15 protein-coding genes and 4 pseudogenes are annotated in these 17,908 nt (G+C 57.9%); 10 read left to right on the forward strand and 9 right to left on the reverse strand.

What is annotated here, in order from left to right; all coding sequences use genetic code 11:
- Positions 1-25 precede the first annotated feature (25 nt).
- From PZN02_RS31910 to PZN02_RS31935, 6 genes and pseudogenes are all read left to right on the forward strand, one after another.
- Complete coding sequence (locus PZN02_RS31910) at positions 26-1,030, forward strand: ABC transporter ATP-binding protein (protein ID WP_280663517.1); 1,005 nt, start codon at positions 26-28, stop codon at positions 1,028-1,030.
- Positions 1,027-2,733, forward strand: coding sequence for an ABC transporter permease (locus PZN02_RS31915; RefSeq protein ID WP_280663518.1), 1,707 nt, complete (start codon positions 1,027-1,029; stop codon positions 2,731-2,733). Before PZN02_RS31910 ends, PZN02_RS31915 begins: the two co-directional genes overlap by 4 nt.
- A 12-nt stretch (positions 2,734-2,745) precedes the next feature.
- Entirely contained in the window at positions 2,746-3,663 is a 918-nt protein-coding gene (locus PZN02_RS31920) for a sugar phosphate isomerase/epimerase family protein (protein WP_280663519.1), read from the forward strand.
- Positions 3,660-4,460, forward strand: a complete 801-nt coding sequence (locus PZN02_RS31925; protein WP_280663520.1) for an inositol monophosphatase family protein — start codon at positions 3,660-3,662, stop codon at positions 4,458-4,460. The genes PZN02_RS31920 and PZN02_RS31925 overlap by 4 nt, the downstream gene beginning before the upstream one ends.
- Positions 4,420-4,920, forward strand: a pseudogene (locus tag PZN02_RS31930) (UPF0262 family protein). The gene PZN02_RS31925 and the pseudogene PZN02_RS31930 overlap by 41 nt, the downstream one beginning before the upstream one ends.
- A 297-nt stretch (positions 4,921-5,217) precedes the next feature.
- Entirely contained in the window at positions 5,218-5,742 is a 525-nt protein-coding gene (locus PZN02_RS31935) for a hypothetical protein (protein ID WP_280663521.1), read from the forward strand.
- A gap of 556 nt (positions 5,743-6,298) precedes the next feature.
- On the opposite strand, the gene PZN02_RS31940 is transcribed toward PZN02_RS31935, so the two are convergent.
- The 6 genes and pseudogenes from PZN02_RS31940 to PZN02_RS31960 form a co-directional block, all read right to left on the reverse strand.
- Entirely contained in the window at positions 6,299-6,817 is a 519-nt protein-coding gene (locus PZN02_RS31940) for an RES family NAD+ phosphorylase (RefSeq protein WP_280663522.1), read from the reverse strand.
- Positions 6,814-7,203, reverse strand: coding sequence for an antitoxin Xre/MbcA/ParS toxin-binding domain-containing protein (locus PZN02_RS31945; protein ID WP_280663523.1), 390 nt, complete (start codon positions 7,201-7,203; stop codon positions 6,814-6,816). Before PZN02_RS31945 ends, PZN02_RS31940 begins: the two co-directional genes overlap by 4 nt.
- Positions 7,204-7,340: 137 nt before the next feature.
- Positions 7,341-7,910 (reverse strand): annotated as a pseudogene (repC, locus tag PZN02_RS31950) (plasmid replication protein RepC); the annotation flags it as partial.
- 318 nt (positions 7,911-8,228) lie between these two features.
- Positions 8,229-8,432: pseudogene (locus PZN02_RS32390) on the reverse strand (hypothetical protein); the annotation flags it as partial.
- Complete coding sequence (locus tag PZN02_RS31955; protein ID WP_280663524.1) at positions 8,365-9,303, reverse strand: DMT family transporter; 939 nt, start codon at positions 9,301-9,303, stop codon at positions 8,365-8,367. The pseudogene PZN02_RS32390 and the gene PZN02_RS31955, both read right to left, overlap by 68 nt.
- Before the next feature lie 267 nt (positions 9,304-9,570).
- Positions 9,571-9,832, reverse strand: a pseudogene (locus PZN02_RS31960) (hypothetical protein); the annotation flags it as partial.
- 689 nt (positions 9,833-10,521) lie between these two features.
- On the opposite strand from PZN02_RS31960, the gene nifB reads away from it, so the two are divergent.
- From nifB to nifT, 4 genes are all read left to right on the forward strand, one after another.
- Positions 10,522-12,003, forward strand: a complete 1,482-nt coding sequence (nifB, locus tag PZN02_RS31965; protein WP_280663525.1) for a nitrogenase cofactor biosynthesis protein NifB — start codon at positions 10,522-10,524, stop codon at positions 12,001-12,003.
- Between the two features lie 34 nt (positions 12,004-12,037).
- The gene (locus tag PZN02_RS31970) at positions 12,038-12,232 is read left to right on the forward strand and encodes a 4Fe-4S dicluster domain-containing protein (protein WP_280663526.1); all 195 of its coding nucleotides are present in this window, start codon (positions 12,038-12,040) and stop codon (positions 12,230-12,232) included.
- Positions 12,233-12,303: 71 nt separating this feature from the next.
- Positions 12,304-12,627, forward strand: coding sequence for a nitrogen fixation protein NifZ (locus PZN02_RS31975; RefSeq protein ID WP_280663795.1), 324 nt, complete (start codon positions 12,304-12,306; stop codon positions 12,625-12,627).
- Positions 12,624-12,854 carry a putative nitrogen fixation protein NifT gene (gene nifT, locus PZN02_RS31980; RefSeq protein ID WP_280663527.1) on the forward strand — a complete coding sequence of 77 codons (231 nt, stop codon included), beginning with the start codon at positions 12,624-12,626 and terminating at the stop codon, positions 12,852-12,854. Before PZN02_RS31975 ends, nifT begins: the two co-directional genes overlap by 4 nt.
- A 225-nt stretch (positions 12,855-13,079) precedes the next feature.
- Here nifT and PZN02_RS31985 read toward each other — a convergent pair whose 3' ends face one another.
- The 3 genes from PZN02_RS31985 to PZN02_RS31995 all read right to left on the reverse strand — a co-directional run bounded on the left by PZN02_RS31985 (position 13,080) and on the right by PZN02_RS31995 (position 17,823).
- Positions 13,080-14,108, reverse strand: coding sequence for an LLM class flavin-dependent oxidoreductase (locus tag PZN02_RS31985; RefSeq protein ID WP_280663528.1), 1,029 nt, complete (start codon positions 14,106-14,108; stop codon positions 13,080-13,082).
- 429 nt (positions 14,109-14,537) lie between these two features.
- Positions 14,538-15,644: a histidinol-phosphate transaminase gene (gene hisC, locus PZN02_RS31990; RefSeq protein ID WP_280663529.1), complete on the reverse strand. Its 1,107-nt coding sequence runs from the start codon at positions 15,642-15,644 to the stop codon at positions 14,538-14,540.
- 1,888 nt (positions 15,645-17,532) lie between these two features.
- Complete coding sequence (locus PZN02_RS31995; RefSeq protein ID WP_280663530.1) at positions 17,533-17,823, reverse strand: hypothetical protein; 291 nt, start codon at positions 17,821-17,823, stop codon at positions 17,533-17,535.
- Positions 17,824-17,908: the final 85 nt, after the last annotated feature.

The following is a 17,908-nucleotide window of genomic DNA, read 5'->3' on the forward strand; positions in this document are numbered from 1 at the left end:
GACCCAGGGCGCCCGGAGATCCAAGATGTCTAACGCAGTCCTGTCGTTACAAAAGCTGGAAGTAGGATACGGCAGGAAGGCCGTGGTCCGAGAGTTCAGCCTCGATGTCGCCGCTGGCGAGTTCGTCTCGTTGCTTGGCCCGTCCGGCAGCGGCAAGTCGAGCGTTTTGCGTGCCATCGCCGGTTTTTTACCGGCGATGCGTGGGCGCATCCTCCTGGAAGGTAGAGACATCACCGGCGAAACGCCGGAGGGCCGCAATGTCGGGATCGTCTTCCAGAACTACGCGCTGTTCCCGACGATGACCGCCTTCGAGAACATTGCCTTCGCCTTGCGGGTGGCGAAGCGACCGCAAGCAGAGGTCGACAAACGCGTTCGCGATATGGCGATGCTGTCGGGCATTGACGAGCAACTGACCAAGAACCCGGCCGAGATGTCCGGCGGCCAGCAGCAGCGGGTTGCCATCGCACGCGCCCTGGTCACGGGATCGCGCGTGCTTCTGTTCGACGAGCCGCTTTCCAATCTCGACGCAAAGGTTCGGGTGACGATGCGCCGTGAGATCAAGCGGATGCAGCGGGAACTCGGCTTCACAGCGATTTTCGTGACCCACGACCAGGAAGATGCACTGACCATGTCGGACCGGATCGTGGTCTTGAATGGCGGCCGCGTCGAGCAGATCGGCGATGGACGCACGCTCTACCGCCAACCGGCCACACCGTTCATCTGCCAGTTCATCGGCGCGTCCAACGAGCTTCCGCCGCCGGTCGCGAGGCGGCTCCTCGGCGCGCAAGGCGACGGCCGATCGTTCGTGCGCCTCGAGGACGTGCTTATTGCTGAAAATGGCCGCGAGGGGACGCGTGCCACTGTCAGCCATATCGAGTTTCTCGGCTCGCACAGCCGCATCGACCTGAACGTCGAGGGTGACACGATCTCCGCCATGCTGCTTGGTGACGGTCTGCCCGACGTCGGCAGCGAGGTCCGGGTGAGCATTCGCCCCGGCGCGGTTCATGTCTTCGGCGGGGCCCGCCAATGACCCGCGGCAGAATTGAGCGCGCGCTTTACTGCTTGGCCTTGACCGTCGTGGTCTGGGCGGTCGCTGGCTTCATTGTCGCGCCGTTGGCGGCGGCAATCCATACCGCTCTCTTCAAGGATGGCGCATTGACGCTCGCTGAAACGATCGGCCAGCTCGCGGCCTCGAAACGGGTCAGAACCGCCGTCTGGAACACGACATGGATGACCGCTGCTTCGATTGTCACCGTCACCATTGTCGGTATCTTCCAGATCGCCGTGCTCGAATATTTCCATGTGCGCGGCCGTTGGCTGCTCAAGATCGCCTACGCCACGCCACTCATATTCGGTGGGGTTGTCGCCGCCGCCGGCTACAATTTCACGTATGGCCCCGGCGGTGCTGTGACGGCGGCGCTCACGTGGGCGATTCCTACCCTTCCGCGCGACTGGTTCATTGGATGGCTTGGCGTGCTGGTCGTCCACACCTTCTTGTTGACCAGCTTCCATTTCCTTTTCCTCCGCGCAGCCATGCACCGCGTCGACTATGCCACGATCGAAGCGGCGCGCAGCATGGGCGCAAGCGAGCTCACGGTCCTGCGCCGCGTCGTGCTGCCGGTCATCATGCCGACGGTACTCGCGGTGACGCTGCTGACGATTTACACCTCCATTGCCTCCTTCGCCGCTCCGCAAGTACTCGGCGGCCGCGACTTTCATATGCTGAGCCAGATGGTGCTGACGCTGCAGAGCTTGCGGCGGTCCGACATGGCGGCGCTGCTGGCGCTACTGATGGGGCTGCTGCTGATGGCACTGATCCTGCTCTCGCAACATTTCGAAGGCAAAGGCTTCTACTCGGCCGGCGCCAAGGCGACCGCGCGGATTCAGTTGCGGAAGCTGCGCAACCCCTTAGAGAACGCCATTCTACACGTCGTCGCCTATGCCTTGGTGGTCGTCTACCTGGTTCCGGTCCTGCTCGTCGTGCTGTTTTCCTTCGCGCCGGCTTCAAGCGTCGGGGTAGAGGTTCTGCCCTCGACGCTAACCCTGAAAAACTACATTCGCGTCCTTTCCAGCGGGGCGACTTTCGAGCCGTTTCTGAACTCGATGTCTATGGGCTTGCTGGCGGTGTCAGCCGCGCTCGCCATGACGCTCTTTGCGGTTCCGGTGATCCTGCGTCAGCGCAATTGGCTGACACGGGCACTGGATCTGACCTTCGTGCTGCCCTGGGTCGTTCCCAGTATCCTGCTAGCGATCGGCCTGATTGCGGCCTTCGATCTGCCCAACCCGCTCGTCGGCAATGTGGTGCTGCTCGGGAGCTACTGGCTCCTGCCGATCGGCTATGCGGTCATCATTCTGCCGCTCACGGTACGTTTCATGCGCGCCGCCTTCCTTGGCATCGATCCGGCCTACGAAGAAGCCGCACGTGCCATGGGCGCCTCCGGGTTTTATCGCTTCCGGCGCGTTATCCTCCCGCTGGTCGCGCCGACAGCGACCCTCGTCGCCGGCATGACGTTCAACGATGTGATGGCGGAGTATCCGCTCTCGGCGTTTCTCTACAACGTCAACAACAAGCCGCTCCCGATCGCGATCGTTGACGGCTCCGTTTCGGCGGACCCGGAGCAGGCCGCGATTAGTCTGGTCTACGTCACGCTGATCATGGCGTTCTCGTTGGCAGTGATCCTGCTCGCAGAGCGGCTCGCTCTGGGGCGTGCACCCGAAACGAGCAAGATCTGAATGGAGACAATAATGGATACTTGCATCACCGTCTGGCATTGGCCTACGCAGGAACGCTGGTTCGACGAGGGCATCCGCACCTCGCTCGATCTGGTCCGGAACGCCGGCTTTACCCATATCAACTGGAATCCCGATGCCGGCAGTTCCTATTGGATGGCGGATACCGAGATCGAGTTCACGCGCCGGATCGTTGCCGAAGCGGGTCTCAAGGTGCACTCGGTCCACTCCACCAATGGCCGCAATACGGTGAGCGAGCTTATCGGCCCCGTGCCGTTCACCTTCGAGAGCCGCAAGGATATCCGCTCGCCGCACGAATGGCAGCGCGTCAGCGGCGTGGAGCTGCTGAAGAATCGCATCGATTTGGCTGCGGCGTTCGGCGCGCCTAACATCGTCCTGCACGTCGACATCAGTGACGACGTCTTCCGCAGCCCCGAAAGCGAGGCGGAATTCTTCGCGCCGCTCTACAGATCGCTGGATGAACTGCGCCCCTATTGCCTTGAGCGGAAGGTTCAGATCGCGGCCGAGACCCTGCTCGACGCCAGCGCGGGCAGCTTCCTGAAGCTTTATGATCGGCTATTCTCGCGTTACGATCCAGCCTTTATCGGCCTCTGCTACGATAGCGGCCATTGGGAATTGCTGGAACCGGGCGGGCTCACTGTCCTCGAACGCTTTGGCAACCGGCTGATCGCGACGCATATCCACGACAATTTCGGCGCCAAGGACAATCACCTTCTACCCTTCGACGGCCGACTGGACTGGAATGCGATCACCAAGGCGATCGCGGCTACCGACTATGTCACGCCGCTCAATTTCGAGACGCCGATGGACCGGTATGGCGTGCCGGACGCTGTCTTCTATCAACGCGCCCATGCGGTGGCTGCACGTCTCGAGGAAATGATTGCAACAGCACGGCGAAAGGTTGGCGAGTGACAGGTGCATTCGACGCGAGACTGGAGACGCTGCGCTGCGTGACCGCCGAGGTCGGCGCATTCGCGCTCGGCCATTTCCATCGCCTGGCGCAGGTGGCGGTCGAGACCAAGGGCACCGCCGATTATGTCAGTGCCGTCGACCGCGACGCCGAGACACTGGGGCGCCGCCTCATCCGGCTGGCCTACCCTGACGATGCGATCGTCGGAGAAGAACATGCCGGCGAGGCGGCGGCGGACTACTGGCTGATCGATCCGGTCGACGGCACCGCCAATTTCTTGAGCGGGATACCGTTCTGGGCTGTTTCAATCGCCTATGTGCGTGACGGCGAACCAGTCCTGGGAGCGATTGCTTTGCCGGCCTTGGACGCCCTGTTCTGGTCGGCGATTGATCGGCCGTTGCACGGAAGCGGAACACTTCCCCAGCTGCCAAGCCGCAGGCCGATGGCCTTCGGCGTCGGCCGCAATCGTGTCTGGAAGCTGGAACACCGCCTTCAGCTCGAAGCGCGGCTCGAAGCCCAAGGGTTCCATATCACCAGCCTTGGCAGTTGCGCCGCCTCGTTGGCGATGGTCGCCGCCGGCCGATTGGCCGGCTACATCGAACACGGCACCAACCTTTGGGATTGCGCCGCCGGGCATGTGCTCTGCAAGACCGCCGGGCGCAGCTCGACAATCACATTCGATGAAAAGGGCCGGGTCGCTGTCCACGCAACGATGGCGCCTCTCGCGCAAAGCGCCACGACAACACGGAGGAATCTCGATGGCAGACACCCGGTTCCAGCTTTGCGATGTGTCCCTTGATGGCTCTTTACAGAGCACCCGCGCGCACATCGAACGTGAGCGCGCAATCGCCGTCTACGACCTCTTGGAGGACAACAGCTTCATCCCCGTTGGTCACGACGGGGGGCCCTATCGTCTCAATCTGGCATTGCCGGACACAGAGCTGGCCTTCCATGTCGCCACCGAGAACGGAACGCCTGTCCTCAGTCACCATCTGTCGCTCATGTGCGACAGCCACTACGACGCCTTTCAGTGTGCGGGCGCTGCCAGGTTCGAAGCCATCGACCTGGGCCGTCGCGCCATTCACGACGAGGCGTCCTAGCTTCTGAAAGCGTGTCTCGCCTCGAAGATCGCCATCGATCTCGACACCGCCCGACGGCTGTTCACACTGATTTACGTCCTGCTCATGCGAAACGGCTCTTATGGCGCTCGGTTGGTATGGCACGAAGGAAGAAAGTTGTCCGACAAATCGTCGATTTAATTTTGTGAGACGAATCCGGAATTCTCGGGGATGAGGCAGCATGCAAATTGATGCGTGTCACGGGTCTTCTGCAGTAACGAGCTACCGAACGATGCCATTCCGTTCGGGCAAGCTGGTCTTGTCGCTCCTCGTCTTGGGGGCAATGGTTGCTTCCGTCGCTTTTTTGCCCTACGGACCGCTCAACCCACGGGCGCTGCTTCCGATGCTGGACTGGAACCTGGTGTCGGCAGAAGGACCGATCCTCCACCTGTGCAGTTCACTGGCCGTCCTCGATAATCCGGGCTTTCGGACCATCGCTTGGAACTCCGTTCTTTATTGCGCGACCCTTCCCAGGACAGACGATCCGTCACGGGCAGCAGTTTAGAGGCCCATCCCCGTGACGCAACCCTGGCCAAGCTTGATTCTGTCGAGTCAAACTGGCGGTGGACGCTCTCCTCCGACACGCCGGAGGATTCGTCGCTCATCTACCGCAGGCAAGGCCTTCAGTCCGCTTGGCTGACAAGTGTGGAGCATTCAGTCTCTCTACAGGCCCTTTCCAGGCGCGACACGGCGCTCATCAGCTTCTTCTTCGTCCTTGCCGGCAAAATCGAACTCACTAACCGGCGGACGCGCAAGACGCTATCTATTTCCCCAAACCATGTCGCAAGCACCCGCCAAAGTGCAGGCAGCCGGATGGCGATCGGATCTGGAAGTTCCTGGTTGGCCTTCCACATTCCCGAGCCGGCTTTGCGGCGAAACTTCGAGGACCTGACCGTGTCCTGTGTGCAGGAATTCGCATTGCCGCCTACGCGTTTTTGTGACGATAGCGCGCAAGGTCGATAAGAACTACAATGTCTTGCTGTGCAGCAGGGACGGAGCTCAGCGTGTCCGGCTGAGCTGGGACGGATCGGAGGGTAATTACTACGTCCTTTCGACGCTGAGTTGGTCTCCAGACGCTCGCCGCCTCGCGCCTTACGGCATCCGCTGTCGCTTGGCAGCTAATCGTGAGAATCGCATCCCAACGATATCAATTGGTTAGCATTGCAATTAATTTGAGAACGGGCATTTAAACTGAGAACTGCGCCGAGCCTTTCTAGTCAAACTGAGATTCGGCTGCGGTGTGTATCATGGTCAAGCATTTTGGCAGTTGGCGTACATCTTCAGAGAAACAGGACCTTACCCCTTCGAGATTGCATCGAAGCACGGAGATCTACGTTACGATTCTCATATTTAAGTGCCAAGGTTTACCGGAACGGCCGCATTCTCACGATTAGCTGCCAAGCGACAGCCGCAGCCTAATATGGCGCGGTATCGATTGCGGCATGCTCGCTATTGCCACTCGTTTTTTGCTCGCCGGCCTCAGGGAGAGGGCAGACGCTTACTGAACCGAATGAGAATCTTAACTCCAGGATAGCTGATCTCTGGGCAGGCGGCCGCTCGGATCGTTCACCATCACCCGATGCGGAGGATGCGGTCCCCAAGCCCACAGGACGAGATTTCGGTCGTCCTCTTCGGCCCCCGGTGCAAAACTGGGCACCAAGATGCCGGCTGTGCCACGCAAGATCAGACGATCGTAGATCGCCCAAGAGGCGGGGCGCCTCCCTTCTGCGAGCGCCATGGCCCAGCTGCAGGCCATTTCCTCCATCGAGACGGAGTACGCGTCCCTCCCCTCCTCCGTGGTTAAATCTGCCACGTCCTCGCAATCGATGTCGTAGGAGCAAAGCACGCAGGGATCGATACGATGACCAAAGCCCTGATTGGCCTCCTTGACCGCGGTCATGATACCGAGCGCGAGATATAAGGCCGGTACGCCTTTCGGATTGAAGCGCGCTCCCCTGATTGCCGCGCCATCGCCTGATGTCGGTTTGAAAGCCCACCGTGGATCATGCGCGCGGTAACAGGTCCCGGTGAACCTCAAGCAAAGCCCCCGAGGGCCATATGGTCGAGGTAGTCGCGAACCGCCGCCGCTTTGCCGTCCTTCACCAGCGCCTCTGCCGTTCGCCCGCCAAATGCCGGTAGCGGCTGGGCGCGATACCACGCCATGGCCTGCTCCTTGCCGCCGGCCCAATCGGTGACTCTGCTGATGATTTCAAGCATTTCGCGAAGGCGGTTCTGCGTCTTCGTCCCGCGACTGCGCTCCAGTCGATAAAGCGTTTCGCGCGCAAGACCAGCCGTCTCGGCAAGTTGCGTTTTTGACATGCCGAAGCCGTCTGCGACTTGCTGGACCGCAATCTTTCCGCCCTTGTCCATGTATGACAATATCAGCGGCCCGCCGTCGACATGGACCTTTTCAGCCTGAACCATCTTCCTGTCACATCCAGACACATATTTTCTGTGCAGAATATATGGCAGAGCGATCCCTTCCGCAAGACCACTGCGACGATCGCCTGGCCGCCATCCTTTTAGCCCTTCCGTGGCGCGAAAGCCTTCGGCGACAATGATCATGACGCTCTCCGTCCCTCCATGCCATTCGCCCGCATCAGGGCCATCAGCATCGGTCCAAGCGAGAATTCGCCTCGCCTCGCCCTCGCGGTCAGATCCCGGAGATAGCCGCCGGCATTCTTGATGTGCCCCTCCCTTTCGAGGATGCAGGCGACTGCAACCGCGGCATTCTCCTGTCCCATGACCTCGCAGGCGTCTTGATAGGCCGACGGGCTGACGCCCAGCATCGATCGCACCACGACCGCGGCCGACATCAGGTCGCGCCAGCCGGCGACTGCCCCTCCCGGTGCGTAATCGACTATATCCGGGCAGGCCTTCAGCACCATTCCCAATGGGAAAGCCTTTATCGGCTCCCGCGTCGGCCGGATGTCCTGGCTCGGCTTCGCCCCCTGCTCTATTCGAGAGCTAGGTTCAAGTTCATTGCTGGATTCGGTATTTGAATTCTGTATGTGGCGTTCATTTTGAACAGCATTGCTGTCCTCTTTTTGCGAATCTGCGTGAATTTCCAGCCGGTTACTAATCTCCTCGCGCAGCATCTCCATTTCATCGAGGATCGGCTCGAGTGTCGCTTGGCAGCTAATCGTGAGAATCGCATCCCAACGATACCAATTGGTTAGCATTGCAATTAATTTGAGAACGGGCATTTAAACTGAGAACTGCGCCGAGCCTTTCCAGTCAAACTGAGATTCGGCTGCGGTGTGTATCATGGTCAAGCATTTTGGCAGTTGGCGTACATCTTCAGAGAAAACAGGACCTTACCCCCTTCGAGATTGCATCGAAGCACGGAGATCTGCGTTTACGATTCTCATATTTAAGTGCCAAGGTTTACCGGAACGGCCGCATTCTCACGATTAGCTGCCAAGCGACATCCGCCCAGGCTACAAGCGGGAGGTGATGCCAATAACGGGCCGATCAAGCGCCTTATCCGAATAGCCCATCGCCTTGCTGAAAGCCTTTCGCAGGAACAGGGAGAAGCCGGCATGACCGTCAGTCCCTGCTTTATGCCGTTGGGCTCCTCGGCCATCATGTGAACCCTTCAGGCCTCGTTTCTTGTCGTGGCTCAGCGTCACGATTTGGCATCGTTGCCGCATGGCTTCTCCGCACTACCAGACGGTATTCTCGCCAAGCTGTAAACAGGCCAGCTCCGACTACGATGGCCGCCCCGGCCGCCATGTTCCACGTCACAGTTTCACCAAAAAAGACGTACGCAACAATCACGCTCAAGACGAGTTGGAGGTACGTGAGGGGCTGAACCTCACCTGCGTTGAGAAGCCCGTAAGCCCTGATGAGAGAAAAGTGGCTGAGAGCACCGCAAACGCTCAGTGCCGTCATTGCAGGCCAGTCCCCGATATGTATAGGCGTCCAATAGAACGGCCCCACAGATGTTACCGCCAGGGCTCCTCCGACACCGGCATATAAGACACTTGTCACGGCGGAGTCGTACTGGCTGACCGCACGCGTGGCGATCCCATACAGCGCGTACAAAAGACTAGCAGCCAGGGGAAGCAGCAGCTGGATACCGAAATGAGCGCTCACCGGGTTTAGAAGCACCAGAACCCCAGCCAACCCGGCAGCCACAGCGACGCCGCGACACCAACCGACCTTTTCCCCGAGTAACGGCACCGACAGAATGGTGACTATCAGTGGAGTCGCTTGGTATATCGCCTGGCTCATCGCTAGCCCAGCAATAGTGTAAGCGTAGACGATGACAACGATGTTGCTTGCTAGAAGAACACCGCGGAGCAACTGCAGAACTGGTCGCGGCGTGAATAAAGCGCCTCGCAGGCCTACCGGAGAGTATGCAGCAAGCACCGTTGCAAACGCCGCAAACGCCCAAAAGCGAATCATTGTCACTATAATTGCCGGGTACTTCTCAGCGAGTAGCCTGGAAAAGCCGTCCTGCCCGGCAAATAGTATCACCGCCAAAAGGACATAAAGATAGCCTGGCGATTTGTCTTGCATGGTTGAACTTACTCCTTGGCAACAGCGTCAGAATTGGCACTGCTTCGTCGTTGGGTTGCCCCGGTGGTCATGCGGAGCCTACCGCGTGCCAGAGTTCGTCAGCGTACTCACGACCAGGCTCGACTAGCGGGTCATGTCACCTTGCTCGGTCTCGTCCGCCTCAAGCCCGCGAACTCGAAGGATGGAGGGACCACGGGTTCGGACGGCACCCCGGTCTCGGCAGTTCGCCTTACGAGGGCGGCGGTCAATCGTCGCCCCACGCAAATAGTCGTCGTAGTGACGACTCACGAGCCGAAGCGAACGATCCGGTTCGATCACGCAGGTTTCATAAACCCGTCGACCAAACAGACGGATGAACTGATGCGGCACGATGCTGCCGACCGGTGCGTTTGCAAGCTTCGCGTGGCGCTGTCGGCCATATGACGCTGCCCGGTATAGGTTCAAGGTAGGGGCCGTAGCCGGTGGGAAGTGTCAACGTGCAAGCGAGGAGCAAAAGCGCTGCTGTTAGCACAAGAAGTGTATCTTTCATGGTGGTCACCCGAACCTGTCACTTCGAAGGGGCTCGGCCACCGTCGATCTCCTCCCTGTTGTGGGTCGCGCTACGGCGCGACCCACAAGCATCGACAACAGGGACTGGCACTACCGGCTTCCGCTGCGTTTAACGGAAGATTTCAAAGCTCATGCCACTTTCGCTGTGGACAGCAACAATTCACTTCGCGCGCGTTTTCAGCTACTTAGGCATGAACATAGAAGAAGCCGTTGAAGAAAGGCTGTGTCATAAAGTCGGCAAAGGCGACATGATTGTCGGATGCCGTCGACGATGCAGGCCGTGGACGCACCCAGCTACCCCAACGGGCCGGGCGTCTAATGGACCGCGAGCTGCTAATCAGTGCAATGGAGAAGGCCGGTGGGTCCAGGCAAAGGCAGCTCACACCGCGGCAAGTCGGCTATGCTTTGCGCCGGCATCGTATGCAGGTTGAAGAAGATCTAAAGTCGGTGAGCCCACTTATCGTGGGTGTGGCCAAGCCTCTTCCCTCGGGAACGCCGATCATTGTCTAATTTGGCCCCTTCTCTTGTCGCGACTTCGACAAAACTGCGTCGGCGCTATTGGCCGGAAATCGAACACGAAACGCCAACCTCTTGAATTTGCCATCTCATTTGGTTGGCACAGCGCTTGCATTTTCGACAACGATCTTACCCCCCCAGTGGAGCTGTTCAATGAGTGCACCGATAATTTCGCTTGAAAGCCTGACCAACACGACATCCTCTGGGCAGTTGCTGACAACCGCGAAATCCGGTGGCTGCGCGTCCTCGTCCTGCGGCTCGTCCTCAAGGCCAACTGACATGGATTCGGCTACCTGGGAGAAGATCAAGGATCACCCTTGCTTTTCAGAAGCAGCGCATCATTATTTCGCCCGTATGCACGTCGCAGTCGCACCAGCTTGCAATATCCAATGCAATTACTGCAATCGCAAATATGATTGCGCCAACGAAAGTCGTCCTGGCGTCGTCTCCGAAAAGCTGACACCGGACCAGGCGCTGCGCAAGGTGATTGCGGTCGCCAACGAAGTCCCGCAGCTTTCCGTTCTCGGCATCGCGGGTCCGGGCGATGCTTGTTACGACTGGAAGAAGACAAGGGCGACTTTCGGACGCGTTGCTAGGGAGATTCCCGACATCAAGCTGTGCATTTCCACCAACGGACTTGCGCTGCCGGAGCATGTGGACGAGTTGGCGGAATTGAACATCAGCCACGTGACGATCACCATCAACATGGTCGACCCCGCAGTCGGCGAGAAGATCTACCCGTGGATCTTTTATGGTCATCGCCGCTACACCGGCATGGAGGCTGCCAAAATCCTGCATGAGCGGCAGATGTTGGGACTTGAGATGTTGAGCAAACGCGGCATTCTTACGAAGATCAATTCGGTGATGATCCCCGGCGTCAATGACCAGCACCTGATCGAAGTCAACAAATGGGTCAAGGAGCGTGGCGCGTTTCTGCACAACGTAATGCCGCTGATTTCAGACCCGGCACACGGCACCTGGTTCGGCCAGACAGGACAGCGCGGCCCAAATGCGCTCGAGCTAAAGGCGCTTCAGGATCGTCTCGAAGGCGGTGCCAAGCTGATGCGTCACTGCCGACAGTGCCGTGCCGATGCAGTCGGCCTGCTCGGCACTGATCGTGGCCAGGAGTTCACGCTCGACCAGATTCCATTCGAACCTGGCTACAACAGTGGCAAGCGTCATGCCTACCGGGAGGTGGTCGCACGCATACGCGATGACCATTTGGCAGCCAAGAACCAAGCCATCACAACGCTTGCATCAGTGAGCGTGCGCGGGTCGCTTCACGTGGCTGTCGCGACTAAGGGGGGCGGACGCATTAACGAACACTTCGGACATGCGAAGGAGTTCCAGGTTTATGAAGCCTCGCAGACAGGGATTAAATTTGTGGGGCATCGAAAGGTCGAGCCGTATTGCCGTGGAGGCTGGGGCGAGGAAGCCACCCTCGGTGGCATTATTGCTGCACTCGAAGGCATAGATATCGTGCTGTGCGCCAAGATCGGAGATTGCCCCCAGAAGCAGCTCATGGAAGCTGGGATCCGGGCAACGGAGGCCTTTGGCTACGATTACATTGAAACCGCGATCAGCGCTCTTTACGCCGCTGAGTATGGCCTCGACCTATCGAAGGCAACGGCTTGAGCTCGCCTATCCAGACCAGACCAGGAGTTGATTAATGGCCTTCAAAATCGTCGCATCCCAATGCACCCAGTGCGGTGCCTGCGAGTTCGAATGCCCTTCCGACGCGATCGAGTTCAAGGGCGAGAAGTACGTGATTGATCCCAACAAGTGCACCGAATGCGAGGGAGTTTTCGAGTTACAGCAATGCGCCTCGGTATGTCCGGTGCCGAAGACCTGCGTGCCGGCTTAAGCGCCAAAATGCAATGCCCGGGCGGCCTTGAGTCTTCCCTGTGTGACCGTAACGACGAAAAGGAATGGCCGATGGGTCTTGGACGCGAAGAGGAGGTCGAAATCTACAATCCTCCACAATTTACGCCGGGTGAGCGGGTCCGTGCCACACGCCACATAAGAAATGACGGCACCTACCCCGGCAAGGAAGTCGGAGAAAGCCTCGTTAGGAAAGGCGACGCGGGTTTTGTGCGCGACGTGGGGACCTTTCTCCAGCAGTTTTACATCTATGCCGTCGAATGGATTGATCGCGGCATCGTCGTTGGAATGCGTGCGCGTGAACTGATGAGCCTCGACGAGGTCTCAACTCTGGCAACCGCCGAATGCACTGATCGGAGCAAAGGAAAAGCCAGATGAAAGTAACAATCCGCAGAACTGGCAACGACTTATCAGCGTATGTTCCCAAGAAGGATCTGGAAGAGCCGATCGTCGAGGTTGAGAATGAAGGCCTATGGGGCGGCTTTGTGGTGCTCAGGAACGGCTGGCGGCTCTTACTGCCCGATCTTCCGAAGGACACCCAGCTACCGGTCACCGTCGAGGCGAAGAAGATGGTGAATGATGCCGCGCAAAGCGAAACATCATGACACACTGACTTCCGGTCTAGTCGTTCGGGACTGCCTTGCCGAAAGTGGCTTGACCCGGTGTGGCCGAACCTGCGGTCTCGAATACCTCCGACAGCGCTGTTGCCTCCGATCTGCTTGAAACCCATTCATGGATTTGAGAGTTGCGGTTTAGCAGCCTTGATCTCGATGTGACTCACGGCTGCGGCACGCACTGGCCGTGCCTGACTTCGTCAGGCACTATCGTACTCAGCCAACTCGTTCCATTAATTCGGATTGAATAGTCTTTACGGTGTACAGCGATGCATCTAAAGGCAGGTCCCCAAACGCGACCTGACAAAGGAGGTAGTTTGCACCCGCCTGTTCCAGCTGATCAAGTAGAGCCTGTCGCACAAAAGCCGCCGTTCCCACCACGCACAATTCACTTTCGATTGCTGCATCGAAGGTCAGGGGCAGATTTGGTGGAAATGGGATCGCATTGAGGTCGTACAGGAATTTGAAACTTTCAAGCCATCGTTCGAAAGCAGGAGCCGCGAGCGAATATGCATGGTCTGGAGACCGCCCGACCACAATCATGCGAAGCAATCCGAGAAATGACGCTTGGTTGTTCGTGTCGGTTTTGTGTCCTTCCTCGGACCGGAAAGCGTCAGTAATCTTGCGAACAAACGAAGCGGGTCCTACACACGCGATATTTGCGCCGTTTGCAGCGGCCCAACGTGCAGACTCGGGTCGGGTGGTGGCGATCCAAGTCGGCGGGTGCGGACGTTGATGAGGCTCCAAGGTCAAAGGGACGTCGTTTAGCTCGAAGTGGTGGCCGCGGTAGGAAAGAGTGCCGCCCCTCATCGCCTCCATCAGGATTTCGCTGGCCTCGAGATAGCGTCCTAGCACCGCGTCCGCATCAACCCCGAAGTAACCTAGCTCGATCGGAAGAGAGCCGCGCCCGATGCCTATCTCGGCCCTACCGCCGCTCAATTGGTCAAGCATGCAGATCTCCTCGAACGCACGCAGCGGATGACAAAGGCTGAGCAGCATGACAAGTGGGCCAAGACGAAGTTGGTGGGTGCGCTGCGCGACGCTCGACAAGAACAGATTGGGCGATGGGCCTCTCCCATGCGGCGAACAATGGTGCTCCGCTAGATGGTAAGCATAAAAGCCGAGCCGATCACACGCTTCCGCTAGCCTGAGACGGTCTGCGTATTGTTTTCCAATGGCGCTACCGTCCTCGTCCAAATGGTCGAATATGCCGAAAGCAAGCTTTGAAGGAAGGGCTTTTCTCATTAACTCTCTCCGGTTTTGTCCCTGGGAGCCCCGGACCTTGATCGGAGCGAAGCAAGACGCGGGACCTTTCTTGGCTGAACATCACTGCTCACTTTGAGCCTGCCTTTGGGTAGCGCCGGCAGGAGCCAGATCGTTGAAGCTGACCACCCTACGCACGTCCTTTGCAAACTCGGCTATTGCTCACTGTCCTTCAGTGCTTCTGCCGACGAAAACTTCCGTCACAAGCGATCTTGTTTCAGGTTTTTCGGTCGAATGGAGGGGCGCCTTGACCTACGACGCGTGCAAGCGACCGGCCATGCGGGTTAGCTTTCCCCCGCGGGAGTGGGTAGGCTGCTCAACGATTCGGGGAGATCATTCTTGCGGTCGTTGCTCTCTGTCCTATTGCCGCGGTCTTTTCGCACGCGCATAATGAGGAGAGCCTCGAAACTGCTATACCGCCGATCTTTGAGACATCTCAGCTCCCAAAATGTCCTCGACAGCTGCTAGAAACGCATCCATTTGTGGTTTTGTCCCGATGCTGACGCGAATGCAATCTTCGAGATCCTCATCGGGAAGGACGGCCACCAGTATCTTTTTGCGTTTCAAGCAGGCTTGCCACCAGGCGCCGTCTCGTCCTGCCGGCACACGGACCAGCAAGAAATTCGTATGCGAGGGCGTTACAGAGAACCCAAGTTGGGACAGCGCGAAGTTCACACGCACTCTCTCATACTGAATGTGTCTGTGGTTCTCAGCGTAGGCTGTGCGGTGGGCAAGGATACTGACGCCAACCGCATGGCCGATCACATTCATGTTGAACATGTTCTGGATGTTGCGCAGTCTGCCTATAACCTCAGGATGACCGAGGCCGAAGCCAATGCGAATGCCGGCCGCTGCATAGCTCTTCGAAAACGTCCTCAAGATCAGGAGGTTCGAATAGCGGTCAATAAGACGCAGAGCACTGTCAGGCGCAAAGTCCACATAGGCTTCATCGAGCACGATCAACCGGTCAGATTGTGCAACGAGGCTTTCAATATCCGCAATTGGCACAAATGTTCCGGTCGGGTTGTTAGGATTAGCTAGCAGAATGAACTTGGCCTCCTTCGCGGGACCGAAAAGCAATTTGCGTATCGGCAACAAGCAAGTTTCGCCCCATTTGATTTCAAGCAATCGAGCGCCTTGCAACAGGGCGAGCTTGCGGTTGTATGCAAAGCCAGGCGACAACATCGCGACACTGTCACCCGGGTCAAGGAATGCTTTGTATATGAGCGAAAGAAGTTCGGACGAACCGTTACCGGCGATCACCTGATCGGTGGAAAGGTTGTATGACGCGGCAGCTGCCTCCCTCAAGCTGATGTTGTCATCCTCTGGATATAGATACTGTCGTTCGAGAGCAGCAAGAGCGCTCTGCATTACCGCTGCCGGCAATGCAAATGGATTCTCATTTGTGTTGAGTTTGATACACCCGGCATCTGGTACCGGGTTCGACGGAAGACAATCTAACTGTCTGTACACCTCCGCAAGATACGAAAGTACGCTTTGCAGTTTTGCATCAGACATAGTTTTTCTCTCTTTCAGCGCGCAAAGTATAATCGCTTTGTTCGACTGTCGCCGCTAGTATCTTATCGGTTGCCGTGTATTTTATCGACTCAAGCGTTAATGGCCTGTTCTATAATGCAGCTATATCACTTCAGTAAAATCATTTGTTCGCATTCCAGCTATTGATTCCATGGATAGAACGACGTTTAGGATTTTCGATTGCTCCTGCGTTGGGCTCGAAGCGTGCCGGGGCTCTTCTTGAGCGCACCCGGGTCGAGCCCTTATGGTCTCTGACAACGGGTGCTGGTCGGCGCGACCTCGAGCGGTTCCGGCTTTGACTGATCGGAAGGGTTTCCGCTTTAGTCCGTTTTTATGATTACGGGATGGCCCGCCCTCCCGAAGCGATCAGCTTGAGCTGGAGAACGAGTATTTGGGCGGAGAAATTATCCGCGAGTGGGTTGGTATCCTCTTCGCTAGTTCATGAAGTCTCCCGTCTGGTTGTGCCAATAACCACCCTTTTGGCAGCCGTAGCTGACAGCAGCCTGAAGCTACCGGCGATTTGCGCAAAGGCATTCCAGCGTGGTCTCGAGTTCTCTCGATAGAACTTCCCCTCGACCTGGCAGCCCTCGGCACACCTGATGCGAAATGCTTCTCCTTCCGTTGAGCTCGCCATAGAAGCCGTTGCAGACGCCGAAAATTTCATCTGCGTTTATCGATGCCGTAGCGGTGCACAAATGGGAAGCATGCGAATGATGATTGGGGAGACGAAAGGCCGACTCCTATTGCGTTAAACCAATGGCGGAAAGCCAGGAACATCGCGAAGCTTTCCAGGAGCGAGTCAGGAGCGGGTGTCACGCACCCAGGCGCATGAACTGGATCGCAGAAAGCCCAAGGTCCCGTCAGTTCTCGCCAGGATTACTGAACCCGCATTGAACAGAATGGGGAAGATCATGGGTGGGTCGCAGCTATGGCAGGTCACCTCTTCGCCGGAACGTCTCTTGTAGGGAATGCGGTCGCTTCGTGCCCGTCGCAAGCCAGAGATAGCGCCTTCCACCACCATGATGAGCAGCACTACGGCAGCAGACCCGCTTTTTCCGAGAGTGCCGAGGCGGACCAAGGCTCGCGCCGGCGTCGTTTCGACATGAGGCCACCTCACGTACCCTTTGAACATGCAATGGCGTGAAATGTCACTGATCGACGGTTACTCCGCCTCGAGTCGTTGCACCTTTGGCGTATTTTTCGCGTAGTGACATGCATCACCTGCCGAGCGCAGGTCAGGGAGGCGAGAAACCCTCATATCCAAGTTTCGCACAGCCGTAACCCTCATCGAAATTCGATGGCGGTTGCTTTCGCTTGCAAACGCGGTTTGCATATCGGGGCTGGGTAATACCCCCACTGGTCTGCGTGCACCCCGAGATGATCGCGCACGCAAGGGCTGTCGCTACAACTATCTTCATGGCCGACCTCCATCGAACGATGGCTAGATCATTGCCCGCTAACGGGGCAGTTGGCTTTGACCGAGATCAATTGAGCGCGAGGTGGAGTGCGCCCCTCGAACTGGACAGATCAGGATGAGAAATTGACCGGCCTACCAGGTTTCCGGAAAGAAGACCCATGGCACAATACCGCAGCCACAGCGTCGAATTAAACGCCAAGTCGTGCAGGACAGCTCGCATGCGGTGTTCGACGGTGGGACAATAACCCATCTCCCGGAAGTGCGGCGTTAAGAGATGCGCTTAGGGTTTGGCTTTCGCCAATGGACGATAAGTACCGCATACTCTTCGGGAGTTTTGAACACGGCACAATCCCGGCGTCGTCTTGGCGAACCGCACGCGAAGAGCTGTACCGTCTGAGCAGAAGGATGCAGTTGCGCCGGTGGTTGTAAGGCGGCCGATCGCATGCGGACGAGTTACTTGGTCCGGTCCACTACAGTTTTCAACGTCCTGAGGATGTCGGCTGCGTCTATGAAAGCGTCCCTGACCTCGTCCACGGATAGGTCGCGCGCGCGCTCTGACGACAGCCGAAGATCAATCAAAACGTCGCGCACACTGCGTATTTCTGTGACGCCAGTCTGCCGGCGCATGTCGCGGATGGTATCGATCGAGCGGTCTAGGAGGCGGCTGATCTCGTGGTGAGTGAGTTTGTCGACCTCGTTTGCCGCCCTGACTAACTCTGCAATAAAGTCGGTCGTTAAGCACATGATTTCAATCCTGCAGGCTCATTCTTGCGTCGTTGACTGTCTGATGCCAACATTCCGACAGCCACGTGCCGAGGCCGGCCGCGCC

This window comes from Sinorhizobium garamanticum (assembly GCF_029892065.1).
Classification (GTDB): domain Bacteria; phylum Pseudomonadota; class Alphaproteobacteria; order Rhizobiales; family Rhizobiaceae; genus Sinorhizobium; species Sinorhizobium garamanticum.

Bases quoted from the DNA above. Each gene is read 5' to 3' on its own strand.
- PZN02_RS31955 (WP_280663524.1), bottom strand. From the start codon at position 9,303: ATGCAAGACAAATCGCCAGGCTATCTTTATGTCCTTTTGGCGGTGATA.
- PZN02_RS31995 (WP_280663530.1), bottom strand. From the start codon at position 17,823: ATGTGCTTAACGACCGACTTTATTGCAGAGTTAGTCAGGGCGGCAAAC.
- PZN02_RS31920 (WP_280663519.1), top strand. From the start codon at position 2,746: ATGGATACTTGCATCACCGTCTGGCATTGGCCTACGCAGGAACGCTGG.
- PZN02_RS31915 (WP_280663518.1), top strand. From the start codon at position 1,027: ATGACCCGCGGCAGAATTGAGCGCGCGCTTTACTGCTTGGCCTTGACC.
- PZN02_RS31910 (WP_280663517.1), top strand. From the start codon at position 26: ATGTCTAACGCAGTCCTGTCGTTACAAAAGCTGGAAGTAGGATACGGC.
- PZN02_RS31985 (WP_280663528.1), bottom strand. From the start codon at position 14,108: ATGAGAAAAGCCCTTCCTTCAAAGCTTGCTTTCGGCATATTCGACCAT.
- nifB (WP_280663525.1), top strand. From the start codon at position 10,522: ATGAGTGCACCGATAATTTCGCTTGAAAGCCTGACCAACACGACATCC.
- hisC (WP_280663529.1), bottom strand. From the start codon at position 15,644: ATGTCTGATGCAAAACTGCAAAGCGTACTTTCGTATCTTGCGGAGGTG.
- PZN02_RS31945 (WP_280663523.1), bottom strand. From the start codon at position 7,203: ATGGTTCAGGCTGAAAAGGTCCATGTCGACGGCGGGCCGCTGATATTG.
- PZN02_RS31975 (WP_280663795.1), top strand. From the start codon at position 12,304: ATGGGTCTTGGACGCGAAGAGGAGGTCGAAATCTACAATCCTCCACAA.
- nifT (WP_280663527.1), top strand. From the start codon at position 12,624: ATGAAAGTAACAATCCGCAGAACTGGCAACGACTTATCAGCGTATGTT.
- PZN02_RS31970 (WP_280663526.1), top strand. From the start codon at position 12,038: ATGGCCTTCAAAATCGTCGCATCCCAATGCACCCAGTGCGGTGCCTGC.